14 protein-coding genes are annotated in these 13,928 nt (G+C 73.2%); 13 read left to right on the top strand and 1 reads right to left on the bottom strand.

The window, feature by feature from the left end:
• Positions 1–127: 127 nt before the first annotated feature.
• Genes ACZ7LU_RS26780 through mtnB form a run of 3 tightly spaced genes read left to right on the top strand, consistent with a single transcriptional unit; the run spans position 128 to position 2,072 of the window.
• On the top strand, positions 128–718 hold the full coding sequence (locus tag ACZ7LU_RS26780) for a 1,2-dihydroxy-3-keto-5-methylthiopentene dioxygenase (RefSeq protein WP_468091056.1): 591 nt from the start codon (positions 128–130) through the stop codon (positions 716–718).
• Positions 715–1,458: an acireductone synthase gene (mtnC, locus tag ACZ7LU_RS26775; protein ID WP_471918236.1), complete on the top strand. Its 744-nt coding sequence runs from the start codon at positions 715–717 to the stop codon at positions 1,456–1,458. The genes ACZ7LU_RS26780 and mtnC overlap by 4 nt, the downstream gene beginning before the upstream one ends.
• Positions 1,455–2,072 carry a methylthioribulose 1-phosphate dehydratase gene (mtnB, locus tag ACZ7LU_RS26770; protein WP_398309753.1) on the top strand — a complete coding sequence of 206 codons (618 nt, stop codon included), beginning with the start codon at positions 1,455–1,457 and terminating at the stop codon, positions 2,070–2,072. Before mtnC ends, mtnB begins: the two co-directional genes overlap by 4 nt.
• Before the next feature lie 142 nt (positions 2,073–2,214).
• On the opposite strand, the gene mtnA is transcribed toward mtnB, so the two are convergent.
• Positions 2,215–3,282, bottom strand: a complete 1,068-nt coding sequence (gene mtnA / locus ACZ7LU_RS26765) for an S-methyl-5-thioribose-1-phosphate isomerase (protein ID WP_471918235.1) — start codon at positions 3,280–3,282, stop codon at positions 2,215–2,217.
• A gap of 353 nt (positions 3,283–3,635) precedes the next feature.
• Here mtnA and ACZ7LU_RS26760 point away from each other — a divergent pair, with 353 nt between their 5' ends.
• From ACZ7LU_RS26760 to ACZ7LU_RS26715, 10 genes are all read left to right on the top strand, one after another.
• On the top strand, positions 3,636–4,712 hold the full coding sequence (locus tag ACZ7LU_RS26760; protein ID WP_471918234.1) for a BMP family ABC transporter substrate-binding protein: 1,077 nt from the start codon (positions 3,636–3,638) through the stop codon (positions 4,710–4,712).
• On the top strand, positions 4,696–6,270 hold the full coding sequence (locus ACZ7LU_RS26755; protein WP_471918233.1) for an ABC transporter ATP-binding protein: 1,575 nt from the start codon (positions 4,696–4,698) through the stop codon (positions 6,268–6,270). Before ACZ7LU_RS26760 ends, ACZ7LU_RS26755 begins: the two co-directional genes overlap by 17 nt.
• 1 nt (position 6,271) lies before the next feature.
• The gene (locus ACZ7LU_RS26750; protein WP_471918232.1) at positions 6,272–7,369 is read left to right on the top strand and encodes an ABC transporter permease; all 1,098 of its coding nucleotides are present in this window, start codon (positions 6,272–6,274) and stop codon (positions 7,367–7,369) included.
• The gene (locus ACZ7LU_RS26745; protein ID WP_471918231.1) at positions 7,369–8,289 is read left to right on the top strand and encodes an ABC transporter permease; all 921 of its coding nucleotides are present in this window, start codon (positions 7,369–7,371) and stop codon (positions 8,287–8,289) included. The genes ACZ7LU_RS26750 and ACZ7LU_RS26745 overlap by 1 nt, the downstream gene beginning before the upstream one ends.
• Positions 8,286–9,056 carry a nucleoside phosphorylase gene (locus ACZ7LU_RS26740; RefSeq protein WP_398309770.1) on the top strand — a complete coding sequence of 257 codons (771 nt, stop codon included), beginning with the start codon at positions 8,286–8,288 and terminating at the stop codon, positions 9,054–9,056. Before ACZ7LU_RS26745 ends, ACZ7LU_RS26740 begins: the two co-directional genes overlap by 4 nt.
• A 76-nt stretch (positions 9,057–9,132) precedes the next feature.
• Positions 9,133–10,560: an amidohydrolase gene (locus ACZ7LU_RS26735; RefSeq protein ID WP_471918230.1), complete on the top strand. Its 1,428-nt coding sequence runs from the start codon at positions 9,133–9,135 to the stop codon at positions 10,558–10,560.
• Positions 10,557–11,174 (top strand): sulfite oxidase-like oxidoreductase, encoded by a 618-nt coding sequence (locus ACZ7LU_RS26730; RefSeq protein WP_471918229.1) that lies wholly within the window; start codon positions 10,557–10,559, stop codon positions 11,172–11,174. The genes ACZ7LU_RS26735 and ACZ7LU_RS26730 overlap by 4 nt, the downstream gene beginning before the upstream one ends.
• Complete coding sequence (locus ACZ7LU_RS26725) at positions 11,167–11,952, top strand: ferredoxin reductase (protein WP_471918228.1); 786 nt, start codon at positions 11,167–11,169, stop codon at positions 11,950–11,952. Before ACZ7LU_RS26730 ends, ACZ7LU_RS26725 begins: the two co-directional genes overlap by 8 nt.
• 123 nt (positions 11,953–12,075) lie before the next feature.
• Positions 12,076–12,747 (top strand): FadR/GntR family transcriptional regulator, encoded by a 672-nt coding sequence (locus tag ACZ7LU_RS26720; protein ID WP_471918227.1) that lies wholly within the window; start codon positions 12,076–12,078, stop codon positions 12,745–12,747.
• A 136-nt stretch (positions 12,748–12,883) separates the two neighbouring features.
• A complete protein-coding gene (locus ACZ7LU_RS26715; RefSeq protein ID WP_398309783.1) occupies positions 12,884–13,867 on the top strand; it encodes a PAC2 family protein in 984 nt (327 codons plus the stop codon).
• Positions 13,868–13,928 lie beyond the last annotated feature (61 nt).

Below are 13,928 nucleotides of genomic sequence, written 5' to 3'. Positions count from 1 at the left end.
GTAGCAGGTAAGGGGCGGTCTCCAGGGAGGCCGCCCCTTGCGCGTCCACGCACTGGGACACCCTATGGCGGCCGGGGGACGGGAGTTACGATCCCGAGAACACCCGCTGACCTGCCCTGGAGTGACCATGACTCTCCTGACGACCTGGCCGGAGGCCGGGCCCGAGACCGTCGTCCGCCGCACCGCGGACCCGGCGGAGATCGCCGCCGCGCTCGCTCCGATAGGCGTGCGCTACGAGCAGTGGCCGGTGCGCGAGGATGTGCCGGCCGACGCCGACAGCGACACCGTCTTCGCCGCGTACCGCACGGAGATCGACAAGCTGAACGCCGAGGAGGGCTTCCGGACCGTCGACGTGGTGGCGCTGCACCCCCCGGCCGGCGACGACCCCGAGTGGCCGGCGAAGGCGACGGCGGCCCGCCAGAAGTTCCTGGCCGAGCACACGCACGACGACGATGACGAGGTGCGCTTCTTCGTCGCGGGCGCCGGGATCTTCTACCTCCACGTGGGCGGTGAGGTGCACGCCGTGTACTGCGAGAAGGGCGACCTGCTCGGCGTGCCGCGCGGCACCACGCACTGGTTCGACATGGGCACGTCCCCCGCCTTCACGGCGATCCGCTTCTTCCACGAGGAGGACGGCTGGATCGGCAACTTCACGGGCAGCCCGATCGCGGACCGCTTCCCCGACTTCGACGAGATCCACGCGGGGTACGCCGCGTGACGGATCACGACCTGGGCCCCGTGGACGCCGTGGTGCTCGACATCGAGGGCACCACGAGCGCCACCGGGTTCGTGGTGGACGTGCTGTACCCGTACGCGCGCGAGCGGTTCGGCGAACTGCTCGCCTCGCGGGGCGACGAGCCCGAGGTGGCGCGGGCCGTCGCGCAGGTGCGGGCCGAGATCGGCGAGCCGGAGGCCGACGCCGGGCGCGTGGAGAAGGTCCTCGGCGAGTGGGTCGACGCCGACCGCAAGGCGACTCCCCTGAAGACGCTCCAGGGCGTCCTCTGGGCAGAGGGCTTCGCGCGCGGCGACCTCGTCTCGCACTTCTACCCGGACGTCATCCCGGTGCTGCGGCGCTGGCACGCGGACGGGGTGCGGCTGTACATGTATTCGTCCGGTTCGGTGGCGGCGCAGCGGGCGTGGTTCGCGCACTCCGCGGAGGGCGATCTGCTGAGCCTGGTCAGCGGTCTGTACGACACCGAGAACGCGGGCCCGAAGCAGGAGGCGGACTCTTACCGGGCCATCGCGGCGTCCACCGGCATCGCTCCCGGGCGGCTGCTCTTCCTCTCCGACCGGCCCGGCGAGCTGGACGCGGCGCGGGCCGCGGGCTGGCGGACGGTGGGTGTGTGCCGGACCGGGGAGCCGTACGCCGACGCCGACTTCGGCACTCATCCGCGGGTGTCGGCCTTCTCCGAGATCAGTCCCCTTGCCGCCACTCCTGACCCTGGGAGCAGTTCATGACCGAGACCTCCACCGACGTCACCGCCGCGGAGCTGGCGGAGGCCGGGGCCGTGCTGGCCGCGGAGGCGGCGCGGTTCGCCTCCTTCGGGTGGATGCGAGGGACGTCCGGGAATCTGTCCCTGGTCCTCTCCCGGGATCCGCTCCGGCTCGCCGTGACCGCCAGCGGGCGGGACAAGGGTGAACTCACGCCGTCCGACGTGGTGTTGACGGACGGCGAGGGCGCGGCTGTCGGGCCGGGGCGGCCCTCCGCCGAGGCCGCCCTCCACGCGCGCGTGGTGCGGCTCACCGGGGCGGGCGCCGTGGTGCACGTCCACACGGTGGCGTCGGTCCTCATGGGGCAGCGCTCCCCCGCCGGAATCCCCTTCGACGACCTGGAGATGCTCAAGGGGCTCGGGCATCCGACGCACGAGGTGTCGGTGACGTTGCCGGTGATCGCGAACAGCCAGGACATGACCGAGCTCGGGGACCGGCTCGAGGCGGCGCTCCAGCCGGGGATGCCGGCGGTGGTCGTCGCGGGGCACGGGATCTATGTGTGGGGCGCGGACCCGCGCGAGGCGCGGCATCGGGCCGAAGTCGTGGAGTGGCTGCTGGAGTTGGCGGCGGCGCGGGGCTGAGGGAACCGGGGGGTGAGGGGCCGGGGGGGCAGGCCCCCCGGTCACTGGCGGCGGCTCGGCGGACGTGCCAGACGCCGGGGAGGCCGGATGTGTCAGAAGCCGGGAAGGCGGGATGTGTCAGAAGCCGGGGAGGCCCGGCGTGTCAGACGCCGTGCAGGCCTGACGTGCCCGGCAGTTCCCCGGCCGCCACCTCCAGTACGCCCCGCTCCGTGACCAGAGCCGACACCAAGGCCCCCGGCGTCACGTCGAACGCGGGATTGTGGCCGCGCGAGGCCGCGGGGGCCGTGCGGACGCCCGCCCACTCCAGGACCTCGTCCTCGCCGCGGAGTTCGATGTGGATGTCGTCGCCCGTGGCCGTCGCGAGGTCCACCGTCGTCGTGGGCGCCGCCACCACGAAGGGGATGCCCGCGTGCGCGCACGCGAGGGCGATGCCGACCGTGCCGACCTTGTTGGCCGTGTCGCCGTTGGCCGCGACGCGGTCCGCGCCGACGATCGCCGCGTCGACCTCGCCGCGCAGGATCGTGCCCGCGGCCGCGCCGTCCGCCTGGACGTAGTGCGGGATGCCTTCCTGGGCGAGTTCCCAGGCCGTCAGGCGGGCCCCCTGGAGGAGCGGGCGCGTCTCGTCGGCGTACACCGTTTCCAGCCGTCCCCTGGCGTGCAGTTCGCGGATGACGCCGAGCGCCGTGCCCCAGCCCGCCGTGGCGAGGGCGCCGGTGTTGCAGTGGGTGAGGATGCGCAGCGGCCGGTCAGCGGCGGCCGGCACGCGGCTCAGGAGCCAGTCGGCGCCGTGTGCGCCCATCGCGTGGTTGGCCGCGAGGTCCTCCTGGACGATCGCGTCGGCCTCGGCGAGGACCGCGGCCATCCCCTTGTCGATGTAGGGCCGCACGCGGTCCACGCACACCATCAGGTTCACGGCCGTGGGCCTGGCCTCTCGGATCCGCGCCACCTCGGCGTCGAGGCGCGGGCGGTCCCAGCCCTCGCGGCCGGCCTGCGCCATCGCCAGCGCGACCCCGTACGCGCCCGCGGCGCCGATCGCGGGGGCGCCGCGCACGACGAGGCGGACGATCGCGTCGACCAGCCCTTCGACCGTCGTGACGGCCAGGCGCTCCAGGGTGTGCGGGAGCGCCGTCTGGTCGATGAGGGAGAGGGCCGGGGCGGAGTCGCCCTCCGCCTCCGTCCACGTCACGGCGCGCAGATCCTGGCTCTTCATGGGCTCAACTCCGAAGGAAAGGGGGCGATTCGGCCACGGGAGGAGGGGTGTCGTCACCGTACCTGACGTGCTCGAACCACATTTCGAGACGTTCGTGCGGCTGTCCGAAATCCGGTGTTACTCTCGCCGCCACCCAGGACAGATCGATCCGATCCACGGTGCGAGGAGGACAGCCATGGCCGCGAAAGCCGACGCGATGTGCTGCCCCGCCGTGTCCTGCGGCCGCCGAATGCGCCGCTGCCGGCCGTGTTTCCGCGGTTGCCGCTGTTGTCGCTGAGCGACGCCGCTCGCACCCGCACGACTCTCCTGTCACCGTCCGGGCCGCTCCCGGGCACCTCCACGAAGGCGATCCCATGTCCTTGCTGTCCCTGCGTACGCGTACGTCCCTGAGACTCACCGCCGCGGCCGTCGGCGCCGCCCTCCTGGCCACGGGCTGCAACGCCGCGGCCAAGGACGGCGGTTCGGGCAAGAACGGGGACGGCGGAAGCGGCAGGTCGTTCACCCTCGTCACCCCCGACCCCGTCGCCCAGAACGAGTTCCTCAAGCTCGCCGTCTCCGGGGTGAAGACGGCGGCGAAGGCGCACGACGGCTCGCAGAAGGTCTTCCAGAGCAGCGACACCGACTCCCGGCAGCAGAACGTCGCCTCCGCCGTGGACTCGGCGCCCGACGTCGTCGTGCTGGTCGGCTTCGAGTTCGCGGACATCGTGGCGCAGCAGGCCGAGGCCCACCCGAAGCAGCAGTTCCTGCTCGTCGACGCGTGCACGAAGAAGACGTACGAGAACGTCACCTGTGCCGTCTTCCGCGAGCACGAGGCCGTCTTCCTCGCCGGCGCCGAGGCCGGTCTGCTGACGAGGAGCAAGAGGGTCGGCGCCGTCGACGTGCTCGACACCCCGCAGTTCCGGCGGTACAGCGAACCCTTCGCGGCGGGCGCGCGGAAGGTGCGGGCGGGCGTCGGTTCCCGGACGCTGTTCGTCGGCGGGCAGTCGCCGTTCAACGACGCGGCGCGCGCCAAGGACCAGGCGGCGACGCTCGCCTCGGGCGGTGTCGACCAGGTGATGGCGGCCGCGGCGGCGGGCAACACGGGCGTCTTCCAGGCGGCGAAGTCCGCGAAGGGCAAGGGCTTCCGGGCGTACGGCGTGGACGCCAACCAGTGCCTTACCAGCCCCGGTGTCGTCGTCGACAACGTGCTCAAGAAGACCGATGTCGCCGTGGAGAAGGGCATCGGCCGGATCCTCGACGGCAAGGGCGGCACCACCGTGTCGTACGGCCTCAAGGAGGGCGGCATGTCGCTGACCGGCCTGGAGCCGGGGCTCGCCGACTCCAAGTGCCTGATCGCGGAGCCCCTCAACAAGGACGTGCTGAAGCGCGTCGAGAAGCTGCGCGACGACATCGCCGCCGGAAAGCTGACCGTCGATGACCCCGCCGCCTGAGGACACCGGCGCCCCGTTCGCCGTCGAACTGCGGGGCATCACCAAGGAGTTCCCCGGAACGCTCGCCAACGACCGGGTCGACCTGACCGTGCGGCGCGGCGAGATCCACGCCCTGATGGGTGAGAACGGCGCGGGCAAGTCCACGCTGATGTCCGTCCTGTACGGGCTGACGCGTCCGGACGCCGGGCGGATCCTGCTCGACGGGCGCGAGGTGTCCTTCGCGAGCCCGAGCGAGGCGATCGACGCGGGCCTCGGGATGGTGCACCAGAGCTTCAAGCTGTTCCCCTCCTTCACGGTCGCCGAGAACGTCGTGTACGCCGCCGAACCGCGGCGCTTCGGCTTCGTGGACCGGGCGGAGGCGGTCCGGCGGGTGGGTGCGCTCGCCGCGGAGCACGGGCTCGCCGTCGACCCGGCGGCGAAGGTCGGGGACCTGCCGGTGGGCGTGCGCCAGCGCGTGGAGATCCTCAAGCTCCTCCATCGCGGCGCCCGCACCCTCATCCTCGACGAGCCGACCGCCGTCCTGACCCCCGCGGAGGCGGACGCGCTCTTCGGTGTCCTGCGCTCCCTCGCGGACGAGGGCCGCACCGTCCTCCTGGTCACGCACAAGCTGCGTGAGGTCATGGAGGGCAGCGACGCGGTGACGGTGCTGCGCGACGGGCGGGTCGCGGCGCGCCTGCGGACGAGTGAGACGAGCGCGGACGGCATCGCGGCGGCCATGACGGGACGCGCGGTGGAACTGGACCGGGTGCATCCGGCGGGCTCGCCGGGCGGCACGGTCCTCGCCGTCGACGGTCTGACGGCGGACGGGGTGCGCGACGTGTCGCTCACCGTCCGCGCCGGGGAGATCGTCGGCATCGCGGGCGTCGCGGGCAACGGCCAGTCCCAACTGATCGAAGCGGTCACGGGGTTGCGGCCGGTCCTGGCGGGCCGGGTCACGCTCGCCGGGCGCGACGTCACGGACGCGTCGGCCGCGGAGCGCCGGGCCGCGGGGCTCGCGTACGTCCCGGAGGACCGCGCGGCGGTCGGCACGGCGCCGGCCGCGACGATCGCGGAGAACCTCGCCATGGGTCACCACCGGGGGCGCGGTCTGCTGCGCCCCGGCCGGCTCCGTGAGCACGCGCGCGTGCTCGTCGAACGGTTCGGCATCAAGGCGGCGTCACCGGGGCACGCGGCGGGCTCGCTCTCCGGCGGCAATCTGCAGAAACTCGTCATCGGACGCGAACTCGCCCACGAGTCCCCGCTGTTGATCGTCGAGCAGCCCACTCGTGGGGTGGACATCGGCGCCGTCCAGACCATCCACGACCACCTGGTCGCGCACCGCGACGCGGGCCACGCGATCCTTCTGGTCTCCGCCGAGCTCAGCGAGATCCGCGGCCTCGCGGACCGGGTCCTCGTGATGTACGAGGGCGGGATCGCGGCCGAGTTCACCCGTGAGGAGGCGGACGAGCGGCGGCTGGGCCTCGCGATGGCGGGCGGCGCACCGACGGGCTCCTCCGACTCCCCCGCCGAGACGCCGGCCCCGCCCGCCTCACCCGCGCCCCTCAAGGAGATCCCCTGACATGGCCGTCGAGAGCCTCTCCAAGGGGCGGTCCGCCGCAGGGCGCGCCCTGCGCTCCGTCGCGGACGGTGCCCTGCGCTCCCCCGCCCTGCACTCCGTCGTCGCCGCCGTCCTCGTCGGGGCGCTCTTCCTCGCCGGGACCGGGGCCGATCCCCTGGGGGCGTACGAGTCCGTCGTCAGCGGCTCGCTCGGGCCCGACGGGATCGGGTCCACGCTGACCACCGGGACCAGCATCCTCGGCCTCGCCGTCGCGCTGGCCGTGCCGATGCGGGCGGGCCTGCTGAACCTGGGCGGTGACGGGCAGCTGGTCCTCGGCGGGATCGCCGCCGCGGCCACCGGCCTCCACGTCCCGCTGCCCGCGCCGCTCGCCGTGGTGGCCGCGCTGCTCGCCGGCATGCTGGCGGGCAGCGCCTATGCCGCGCTCGCCGCGCTCTGCCAGAACCGGTTCGGTGTGCCGCTGCTGGTGAGCAGTCTGCTGCTCAGCTATCCGGCGATGTCCTTCGCTTCGTACCTCGCGCGCTTCCCGCTCAAGGAGGAGGGGTCGAGCCTGCCGCAGACCCGGCGGCTCCCGGAGGGTGTGGAGCTGCCCGCCTTCGGCTCGTCGACGGTCACGGTGGGGCTCGTGCTCGTCGTGGTCGCCGCGGGTGTCTTCGTCTTCACGGACGCCCGGACGGCCACCGGTTACGAGATCCGCATGACGGGGCTCAACCCGCGCTTCGCGGCGTACGCGGGCGTCGACGGGCCCCGGCTCACGCTGCGGCTCATGGCGGTGTCCGGAGCCGTCGCCGGACTCGTCGGCGCGATCGGCGTGCTCAGCTTCCCGTACCGCTTCATCGACGGTTCACTCACCGCCGGCGGGCACACCTGGACCGGTCTGACGGCCGCGCTCCTCGCCTCCGCCGCGCCGGTGGGGACGGCGGTCGCCGCGCTGTTCTTCGCCGCGCTCGACGTCGGCGGCCTCGCCATGGAGCGGGCCACGGAGGTGCCGCGCGAGCTGACGCAGGTGCTCCAGGCCGTCGTCATCGTCTTCCTGGCCGCGCGCCTCCAACTCACCTGGCGACGCGCCAAGAAGCCCGTGCGCCCCGAGGGGGACCTCTGATGTCCGTCGACTCCGCGCTGTTCCACTCGGCGCTCCTCGCGCTCACCCCGATCCTGCTCGCCGCGCTCGGCGGCGCGATCTGCGAACGGGCGGGCGTGTTCAACATCGGGCTCGAAGGCATGATGCTGATCGGCTGCTTCAGCGCGGTCGCGGGCAGCTGGTTCACCGGCAGCGCCTGGCTCGGTGTCCTGTTCGCGGCCCTCTCCTCCGCCGCGTACGCGATGATCCTCGCCGTGGGGACCATCACTCTGCGAGGCGACGCCGTCGTGCTCGGTGTCGCGCTCAACCTGCTCGCGGTCGGCCTGACCGGCTTTCTGCTGCGGACCGTCTTCGGCGTCCAGGGCACGTTCTCCGACCCGGACCTCGCGGGCCTCGGCGGCATCGACCTCGCCTTCCTCGGTCCCGTCCTGTCCGGCCACTCGCCTCTCGTCTACGTCTCCTGGGTGGCCGTCGCCGTCGCCGCCGTGTTCCTCGCGCGCCATCCGTGGGGACTGCGGCTGCGCGGGGTCGGCGAGGCGCCGGACGCGGCGGCGACGCTGGGGGTGAGCCCGGCGAAGTACCAGTACGCCGCCGTGCTCGCCGGCGGCCTGCTCTGCGGCCTCGCGGGCGCTCAACTGGCCCTCGGGAACGTCACGTTGTTCTCGGAGAACATGACGGCGGGGCGCGGCTGGATCGCCGTGGTCGCGGTGATGCTGGGCCGCGCCCGGCCGCTCGGGGTGCTGCTCGCCGGGCTGCTCTTCGGTGTCGCGGAGGCGGTCGGGTTCCGGCTGCAGGGCAACGGTCTGCCGCAGCAGGCGACCGACGCCGCCCCCTATGTGGTGACCCTGGTCGCCCTCTTCCTGTCCACGGCGCGCCGCAGGTCCACGGCGCGCGGCAAGCGCCCCCGGCGCCCCAAGTCTCTGGTAGGAGCATCCTCATGACGTCGCTCATCGACGCACTGCCCGTCACCCGTGTGCCCCGCGCAGGCCTGCCCGCGCAGGCGGTCGTCGTCGGCGACCCGGGCCGCGCGGCCGCCGTCGCCGACCTTCTGTCCGACGCGAAGGAGGTGTCGTACCACCGCGAGTACCGCACCTTCACCGGCACCTGGCAGGGCACCCCGGTCGTCGTCGCCTCGCACGGCGTCGGCGCGCCCGGCGCGATCCTCCTCTTCCAGGAGCTCGCCGAGGCGGGTGTCACCACGATCCTGCGGCTCGGCACGGCGGGCGCGATCCGTCCCGGCATCCGCGACGGGGATCTGGTCATCGCGGACGCGGCGGTGCGCGACGACGGGGTGACGCAGCAGTTGATCCCCGCCGAGTACCCGGCGTTCTCCGCGCCGGAGGCGGTGCTCGCCCTGCAGCGCGCGGCGCGGTCGGCCGGCGCGCCGCACCACCGGGGCGTGGTGTGGACGCGGGCCGCGTTCCAGCCGGGGTTCCTGCCGCTGCCCGGCGAGGCGTACGCGGCCGCCGGGATCGCCGCCATCGAGATGGAGCTGTCCGCGCTCCTCGTCTTCGCCTCGACGCACGGTCTGACCGCGGGCGGCGCGCTGGTCGTGGACGGTGCGAACGCGGATGAGCTGGTCGACGAGGAGGCGCCTTTCTCGACCGGGGCCTACGACCCGCACCGCGACGTGGTCGCCGACGGGGTCGACCGGGGCGCCCGGATAACCTTGGACGCGCTGCGCCTGCTGGCCACGGCCGAACGCTGAGCGACCGCAGATCGCAAACCACAGACCGCAGACCGCAGACCGCAGAGCACCGTCGCGACCACGGAGAACGGAACCGATGCACCCCACTGACCTGCCGGCCCAGGACCGCGGCGGCTCCATAGACCTGCTGGTGCACGGCGGCGACGTGCTGACCGTCGACGCGGCGGGCACCCTCGTGACGGACGGCGCGGTCGCCGTCCGCGGCGGCCGCATCGTGGAGGTGGGCCCCGCCGACCGGCTGCGCGCCGCGTACGAGGCAGCCGAGGAGATCGACGCGCGCGGCTGCCTCGTCCTGCCGGGCCTCATCAACACGCACACCCATCTCGCGATGACGCTGCTGCGCGGCATCGCCGACGACGTCACGCTCCAGGGTTTCCTGGCCCGGGTGATTCCCCGCGAGGCCGAGCTGCTCTCGCCGGACACGGTGACGGCGGGGATCCGCGGCGCCATCGCCGAGTCCGTGCGCGGCGGGGTCACCACCGCGCTCGACATGTACTGGTTCCACGAGGCCGCCGCGGACGCGGCCCGCGACGCCGGCTGGCGGCTGCTCACCGGACCGACGTTCATGGACGTGCCGGAACCGCCGGACGGCCGCCCCTACGGCGAGCGGCTCGGCTGGGCGGCCGCGCACCTGAAGGCGCACGCCCCGGCGCCGGGCACCCGCCCGGTCGTCTTCGCGCACTCCGCGTACACCCTGAACCCCGAGCAGCTCACGGCGATCGCGGCGCTCGCGCGGGAGCACGGCGCGCTGCTGCACCTCCACGCGGCGGAGAACGCGGGCGAGGTGGCGACCGTCACCGAGCAGCACGGCATGCGCCCGGTGGAGCTGCTCGACTCGCTGGGCGTGCTCGGCCCCGACACGCTGCTCGCGCACGCCGTCGACCTGACCGACGCGGAGATCGCGACGCTGGCCCGCACGGGCACGGGCGTCGCGCACTGCCCGGTGTCGAACCTGAAGCTGGGCTGCGGCATCGCGCGCGTGCCCGAGCTGCTCGACGCGGGCGTCACGGTGGGCCTCGGCACCGACGGCGCCGTGAGCTCCAACACACTGGACCTGCTCGGCGCGGTCAAGGTCGCCGCGCTCGTGCACAAGGCGGGCGGCGACCCGACGGCGGTCGGTGCCGAGCAGGCCGTGCGGATGGCGACCATCGAGTCGGCGCGGGCCCTGGGCCTCGACGGCCAGCTGGGTTCGCTGGAGGCCGGCAAGCGCGCGGACCTGATCGTCCTCGACCTGGAGCGGCCGCACCTCACGCCCCGGCACGACCCGTGGTCGATGCTCGCGTACGCCGCGTCGGCCGCCGACGTCCGGGACACTGTGGTGGAAGGGCGCGTCCTGATGCGCGGCCGCGACCTGCTCACCCTCGACGAGCCGGCCGTCCTGCGGGCCCTGCGGGACGCGGCGACGACCTCTGAAGCGACAACCTCCGACGCTGAAGCGACGACCTCCGAAGTGGCACCCTCCGACTCTGAAGCGACAACCTCCGAAGTGGCACCCTCCGTATGACGTTCGAACCCACCCGCGGCTTCACCGGCCGCGCCCGCGCCGCCGACCGCGACCCGCGGCTGCCGCCCGGGCAGTACGACGCGGGCGACGGCTGGCCCGTCCTGTCCGCCGAGGTCACCCCGCGCCTCGCCGCCGCCGACTGGACGTTCCGCGTCGACGGCCTGGTCGCGGCCCCGCGCACCTGGACCTGGGACGAGGCGCACGCCCTGCCCGCCTCCGAGTACCGGGGCGACATCCACTGCGTGACGAGCTGGTCCAAGTTCGGGGTGCGGTTCGGCGGAGTGAGCCTGGACACGTTCCTGGCCGCGGCCCGCCCGCTCCCCGGCGCGACGCATGTGATCGCGTACTCCCACACCGGCTACACCACGAACCTCCCGCTGGCCGATGTGACGGGCGGCCGGGCGTGGATCGTGTGGGAGTACGGCGACGAGCCGCTGCCCGCCGAGCACGGCGGCCCCGCCCGCCTGATCGTCCCCCACCTCTACTTCTGGAAGAGCGCCAAGTGGGTCGCCGGGCTGCGGCTCTCCGACCGCGACGAGCCGGGCTTCTGGGAGCAGAACGGCTACCACCACCGGGGCAACCCGTGGGCCGAGGAGCGCTACTCCGGTGACTGAACCTTCGTACACCCCCTCATCCACGCCGACGCCGACGCCGACGCCGTTCGTGCCGCCCACGGCGTTCGCCGTGCCCGGCCGCATCGCCGTGAGCAATCGCTCCGCCGCCCTGTGGCAGCGCGCCACCGTGCTGGAGATCCGCCGGGAGACCCCGGCCGCCTCGACGTTCCGCCTGAAGGTCCCCGAGTGGCAGGGGCATCTGCCGGGCCAGCACCTGATGCTGCGGCTCACCGCCGAGGACGGCTACGTCGCCCAGCGGCACTACTCGATCGCCTCGGCCCCCGACGGCAGCGGCGAGATCGAGCTGACCCTCGACCACGTCCTGGACGGCGAGGTGTCGGGGCATCTGCACACCGTGGCGCGGGTCGGCGACACGGTCGAGGTGCGCGGGCCGCTGTCCGGCTTCTTCGCCTGGCCCGGCGACCGCCCCGCGCTGCTGCTCGGGGCCGGTTCCGGCGTGGTGCCGCTGATGTCGATGGTCCGCCACCACCGCCTCGCGGGGCTCGACGTGCCGCTGCGGCTGATCGTCTCGGCCTGCACGCCGGAGGACCTGATCTACGCGAACGAGTACGGCGACGAGACCACCGTCGTCCTGACCCGCTCCGAAGGCCGCCTGAACGCGGGCCACCTGGCGCCGTTCCTGGCCGGTGCGGGGCAGCCCGAGGGTGGCTGGGAGGCGTACATCTGCGGCTCCAACGGTTTCGCCGAGCACGCCTCGCGACTGCTGGTGGACGGCGGCCAGCCGGTGGACCGGATCCGGATCGAACGCTTCGGCTGAAGCCGGGCGCCGGGGCCTCCCGCAGGGGACATAATCAGCTCACACATCGGATGTCTGTTGATGGTCAGGCCGATTCCCTGATCGGTTCCCCAATCGATTCCCCGACTCTTGAGGCGAGGTCCCATGGCGGTCACCGACGAGGCCATCGAGAAGATCAAGGGCATGATCGTCTCGGGCGCGCTGCGTCCCGGCGACCGGCTGCCCAAGGAGAGCGAACTCGCCGCCGAGCTGGGCCTGTCGCGCAACTCGCTGCGCGAGGCGGTGCGCGCCCTCGCCCTGATCCGCATCCTCGACGTGCGCCAGGGAGACGGCACGTACGTCACCAGCCTGGACCCTCAACTCCTGCTGGAGGCGCTGAGCTTCGTCGTCGACTTCCACCGCGACGACACCGTCCTCGAGTTCCTCGCGGTACGCCGCATCCTGGAGCCGGCGGCCACGGCGATGGCGTGCGCCCACATCACGGAGGCCGAACTGGACACGCTGACCCAGCAGTTGGACGCCCTCGGCGACGCGCCGTCCGTGGAGGAGCTGGTCGCCTGCGACCTGGAGTTCCACCGCGGCATCGTCCAGTCGTCCGGCAACTCCGTCCTCTGCTCCCTCCTCGACGGCCTCTCCGGCCCCACCACGCGGGCCCGCATCTGGCGCGGCCTGACCCAGGAGGACGCGGTCAGCCGCACCCTGCACGAGCACCGGGCGATCCTCACCGCGCTGCGCGACCGCGACGCGGAAGCGGCCAGGTCGTGGGCGACGGTGCACATCGCGAGCGTGGAGCAGTGGCTTCGCTCGACACTCTGAGACCACGAGGGCGCCGTTTCCCGGCGCCGAGCGTGGGCAGTGATCACGCACTCCCCCACGCAAGGGGGCTGCGGACGGACCCCGCCGACGCCGTAAGGTTGGGGCGTACGCAAGGGAACATCGGAAGGAGGCCTGGGTGATCGAGCTCGAGGGGGTTCCCGAGCTGGTCGACCCGGTCATGGTGGCCGCGTTCGAGGGCTGGAACGACGCCGGTGACGCCGCCTCCGCCGCGGTCGCGCATCTCGACAAGGAGTGGAAGGGCGAGGTGTTCGCGGCGCTGGACGCCGAGGACTACTACGACTTCCAGGTCAACCGTCCGACGGTCTGGCTTGACGGCGGGGTGCGCAAGATCACGTGGCCGACGACGCGGCTCTCGGTGGTCCGTGTCGGTGGCGACAAGCCGCGCGACCTGGTCCTGGTGCGGGGCATCGAGCCGTCCATGCGGTGGCGCTCGTTCTGCAACGAGATCCTGGGCTTCGCGCACGAGCTGGGCGTCGAGCTGGTCGTGATCATGGGTGCGCTGCTCGGTGACACCCCGCACACCCGCCCGGTCCCGGTCAGCGGCGTGACGTCCGACCCGGACCTCGCACGCACCATGGACCTGGAAGAGACCAAGTACGAGGGGCCGACCGGCATCGTCGGCATCCTTCAGGAGGCGTGCACGCACGCGGGCGTCCCGGCCGTCAGCCTCTGGGCGGCCGTCCCGCACTACGTGTCGCAGCCGCCCAACCCGAAGGCCACGCTCGCGCTCCTCAACCGTCTGGAGGACCTGATCGGGCTGCGCATCCCGCTGGGCGAGCTGGCCGAGGACGCGCGCGCCTGGCAGGTGGGCGTGGACCAGCTGGCCGCCGAGGACAGCGAGGTCGCGGAGTACGTCCAGTCGCTGGAGGAGGCCCGGGACACCGCGGAGCTGCCGGAGGCGTCGGGCGAGGCCATCGCCCGCGAGTTCGAGCGGTATCTGCGGCGCCGTGACGGCGGCGACGGCGCGGCGTACCTGCGGGACACGCCGAGCGACCGGACCCGGCCGCCGAAGCCGAAGCCCACGCAGCGACCCGGCCAGGGCACGGAGGGCGAGAGCGACAACGACGACTCCGGTCCGGCCGATTCCTCGGACGACTGAGGGTCCGTAGACGCGTTCAGCACAAGGGGACGGCACCCGTGCGGGTGCCGTCCCCTTGTGC

The sequence above is a fragment of the Streptomyces sp. NPDC039462 genome (genome assembly GCF_055639375.1).
This window is presented reverse-complemented; position numbering and strand designations above follow the sequence as displayed.

What these genes read in the sequence shown, in the direction of transcription:
- ACZ7LU_RS26780 (WP_468091056.1), top strand. Translation starts at nt 128, where the DNA reads ATGACTCTCCTGACGACCTGGCCGGAGGCCGGGCCCGAGACCGTCGTC.
- mtnB (WP_398309753.1), top strand. Translation starts at nt 1,455, where the DNA reads ATGACCGAGACCTCCACCGACGTCACCGCCGCGGAGCTGGCGGAGGCC.
- mtnA (WP_471918235.1), bottom strand. Translation starts at nt 3,282, where the DNA reads ATGAAGAGCCAGGATCTGCGCGCCGTGACGTGGACGGAGGCGGAGGGC.
- ACZ7LU_RS26760 (WP_471918234.1), top strand. Translation starts at nt 3,636, where the DNA reads ATGTCCTTGCTGTCCCTGCGTACGCGTACGTCCCTGAGACTCACCGCC.
- ACZ7LU_RS26755 (WP_471918233.1), top strand. Translation starts at nt 4,696, where the DNA reads ATGACCCCGCCGCCTGAGGACACCGGCGCCCCGTTCGCCGTCGAACTG.
- ACZ7LU_RS26750 (WP_471918232.1), top strand. Translation starts at nt 6,272, where the DNA reads ATGGCCGTCGAGAGCCTCTCCAAGGGGCGGTCCGCCGCAGGGCGCGCC.
- ACZ7LU_RS26745 (WP_471918231.1), top strand. Translation starts at nt 7,369, where the DNA reads ATGTCCGTCGACTCCGCGCTGTTCCACTCGGCGCTCCTCGCGCTCACC.
- ACZ7LU_RS26740 (WP_398309770.1), top strand. Translation starts at nt 8,286, where the DNA reads ATGACGTCGCTCATCGACGCACTGCCCGTCACCCGTGTGCCCCGCGCA.
- ACZ7LU_RS26735 (WP_471918230.1), top strand. Translation starts at nt 9,133, where the DNA reads ATGCACCCCACTGACCTGCCGGCCCAGGACCGCGGCGGCTCCATAGAC.
- ACZ7LU_RS26730 (WP_471918229.1), top strand. Translation starts at nt 10,557, where the DNA reads ATGACGTTCGAACCCACCCGCGGCTTCACCGGCCGCGCCCGCGCCGCC.
- ACZ7LU_RS26720 (WP_471918227.1), top strand. Translation starts at nt 12,076, where the DNA reads ATGGCGGTCACCGACGAGGCCATCGAGAAGATCAAGGGCATGATCGTC.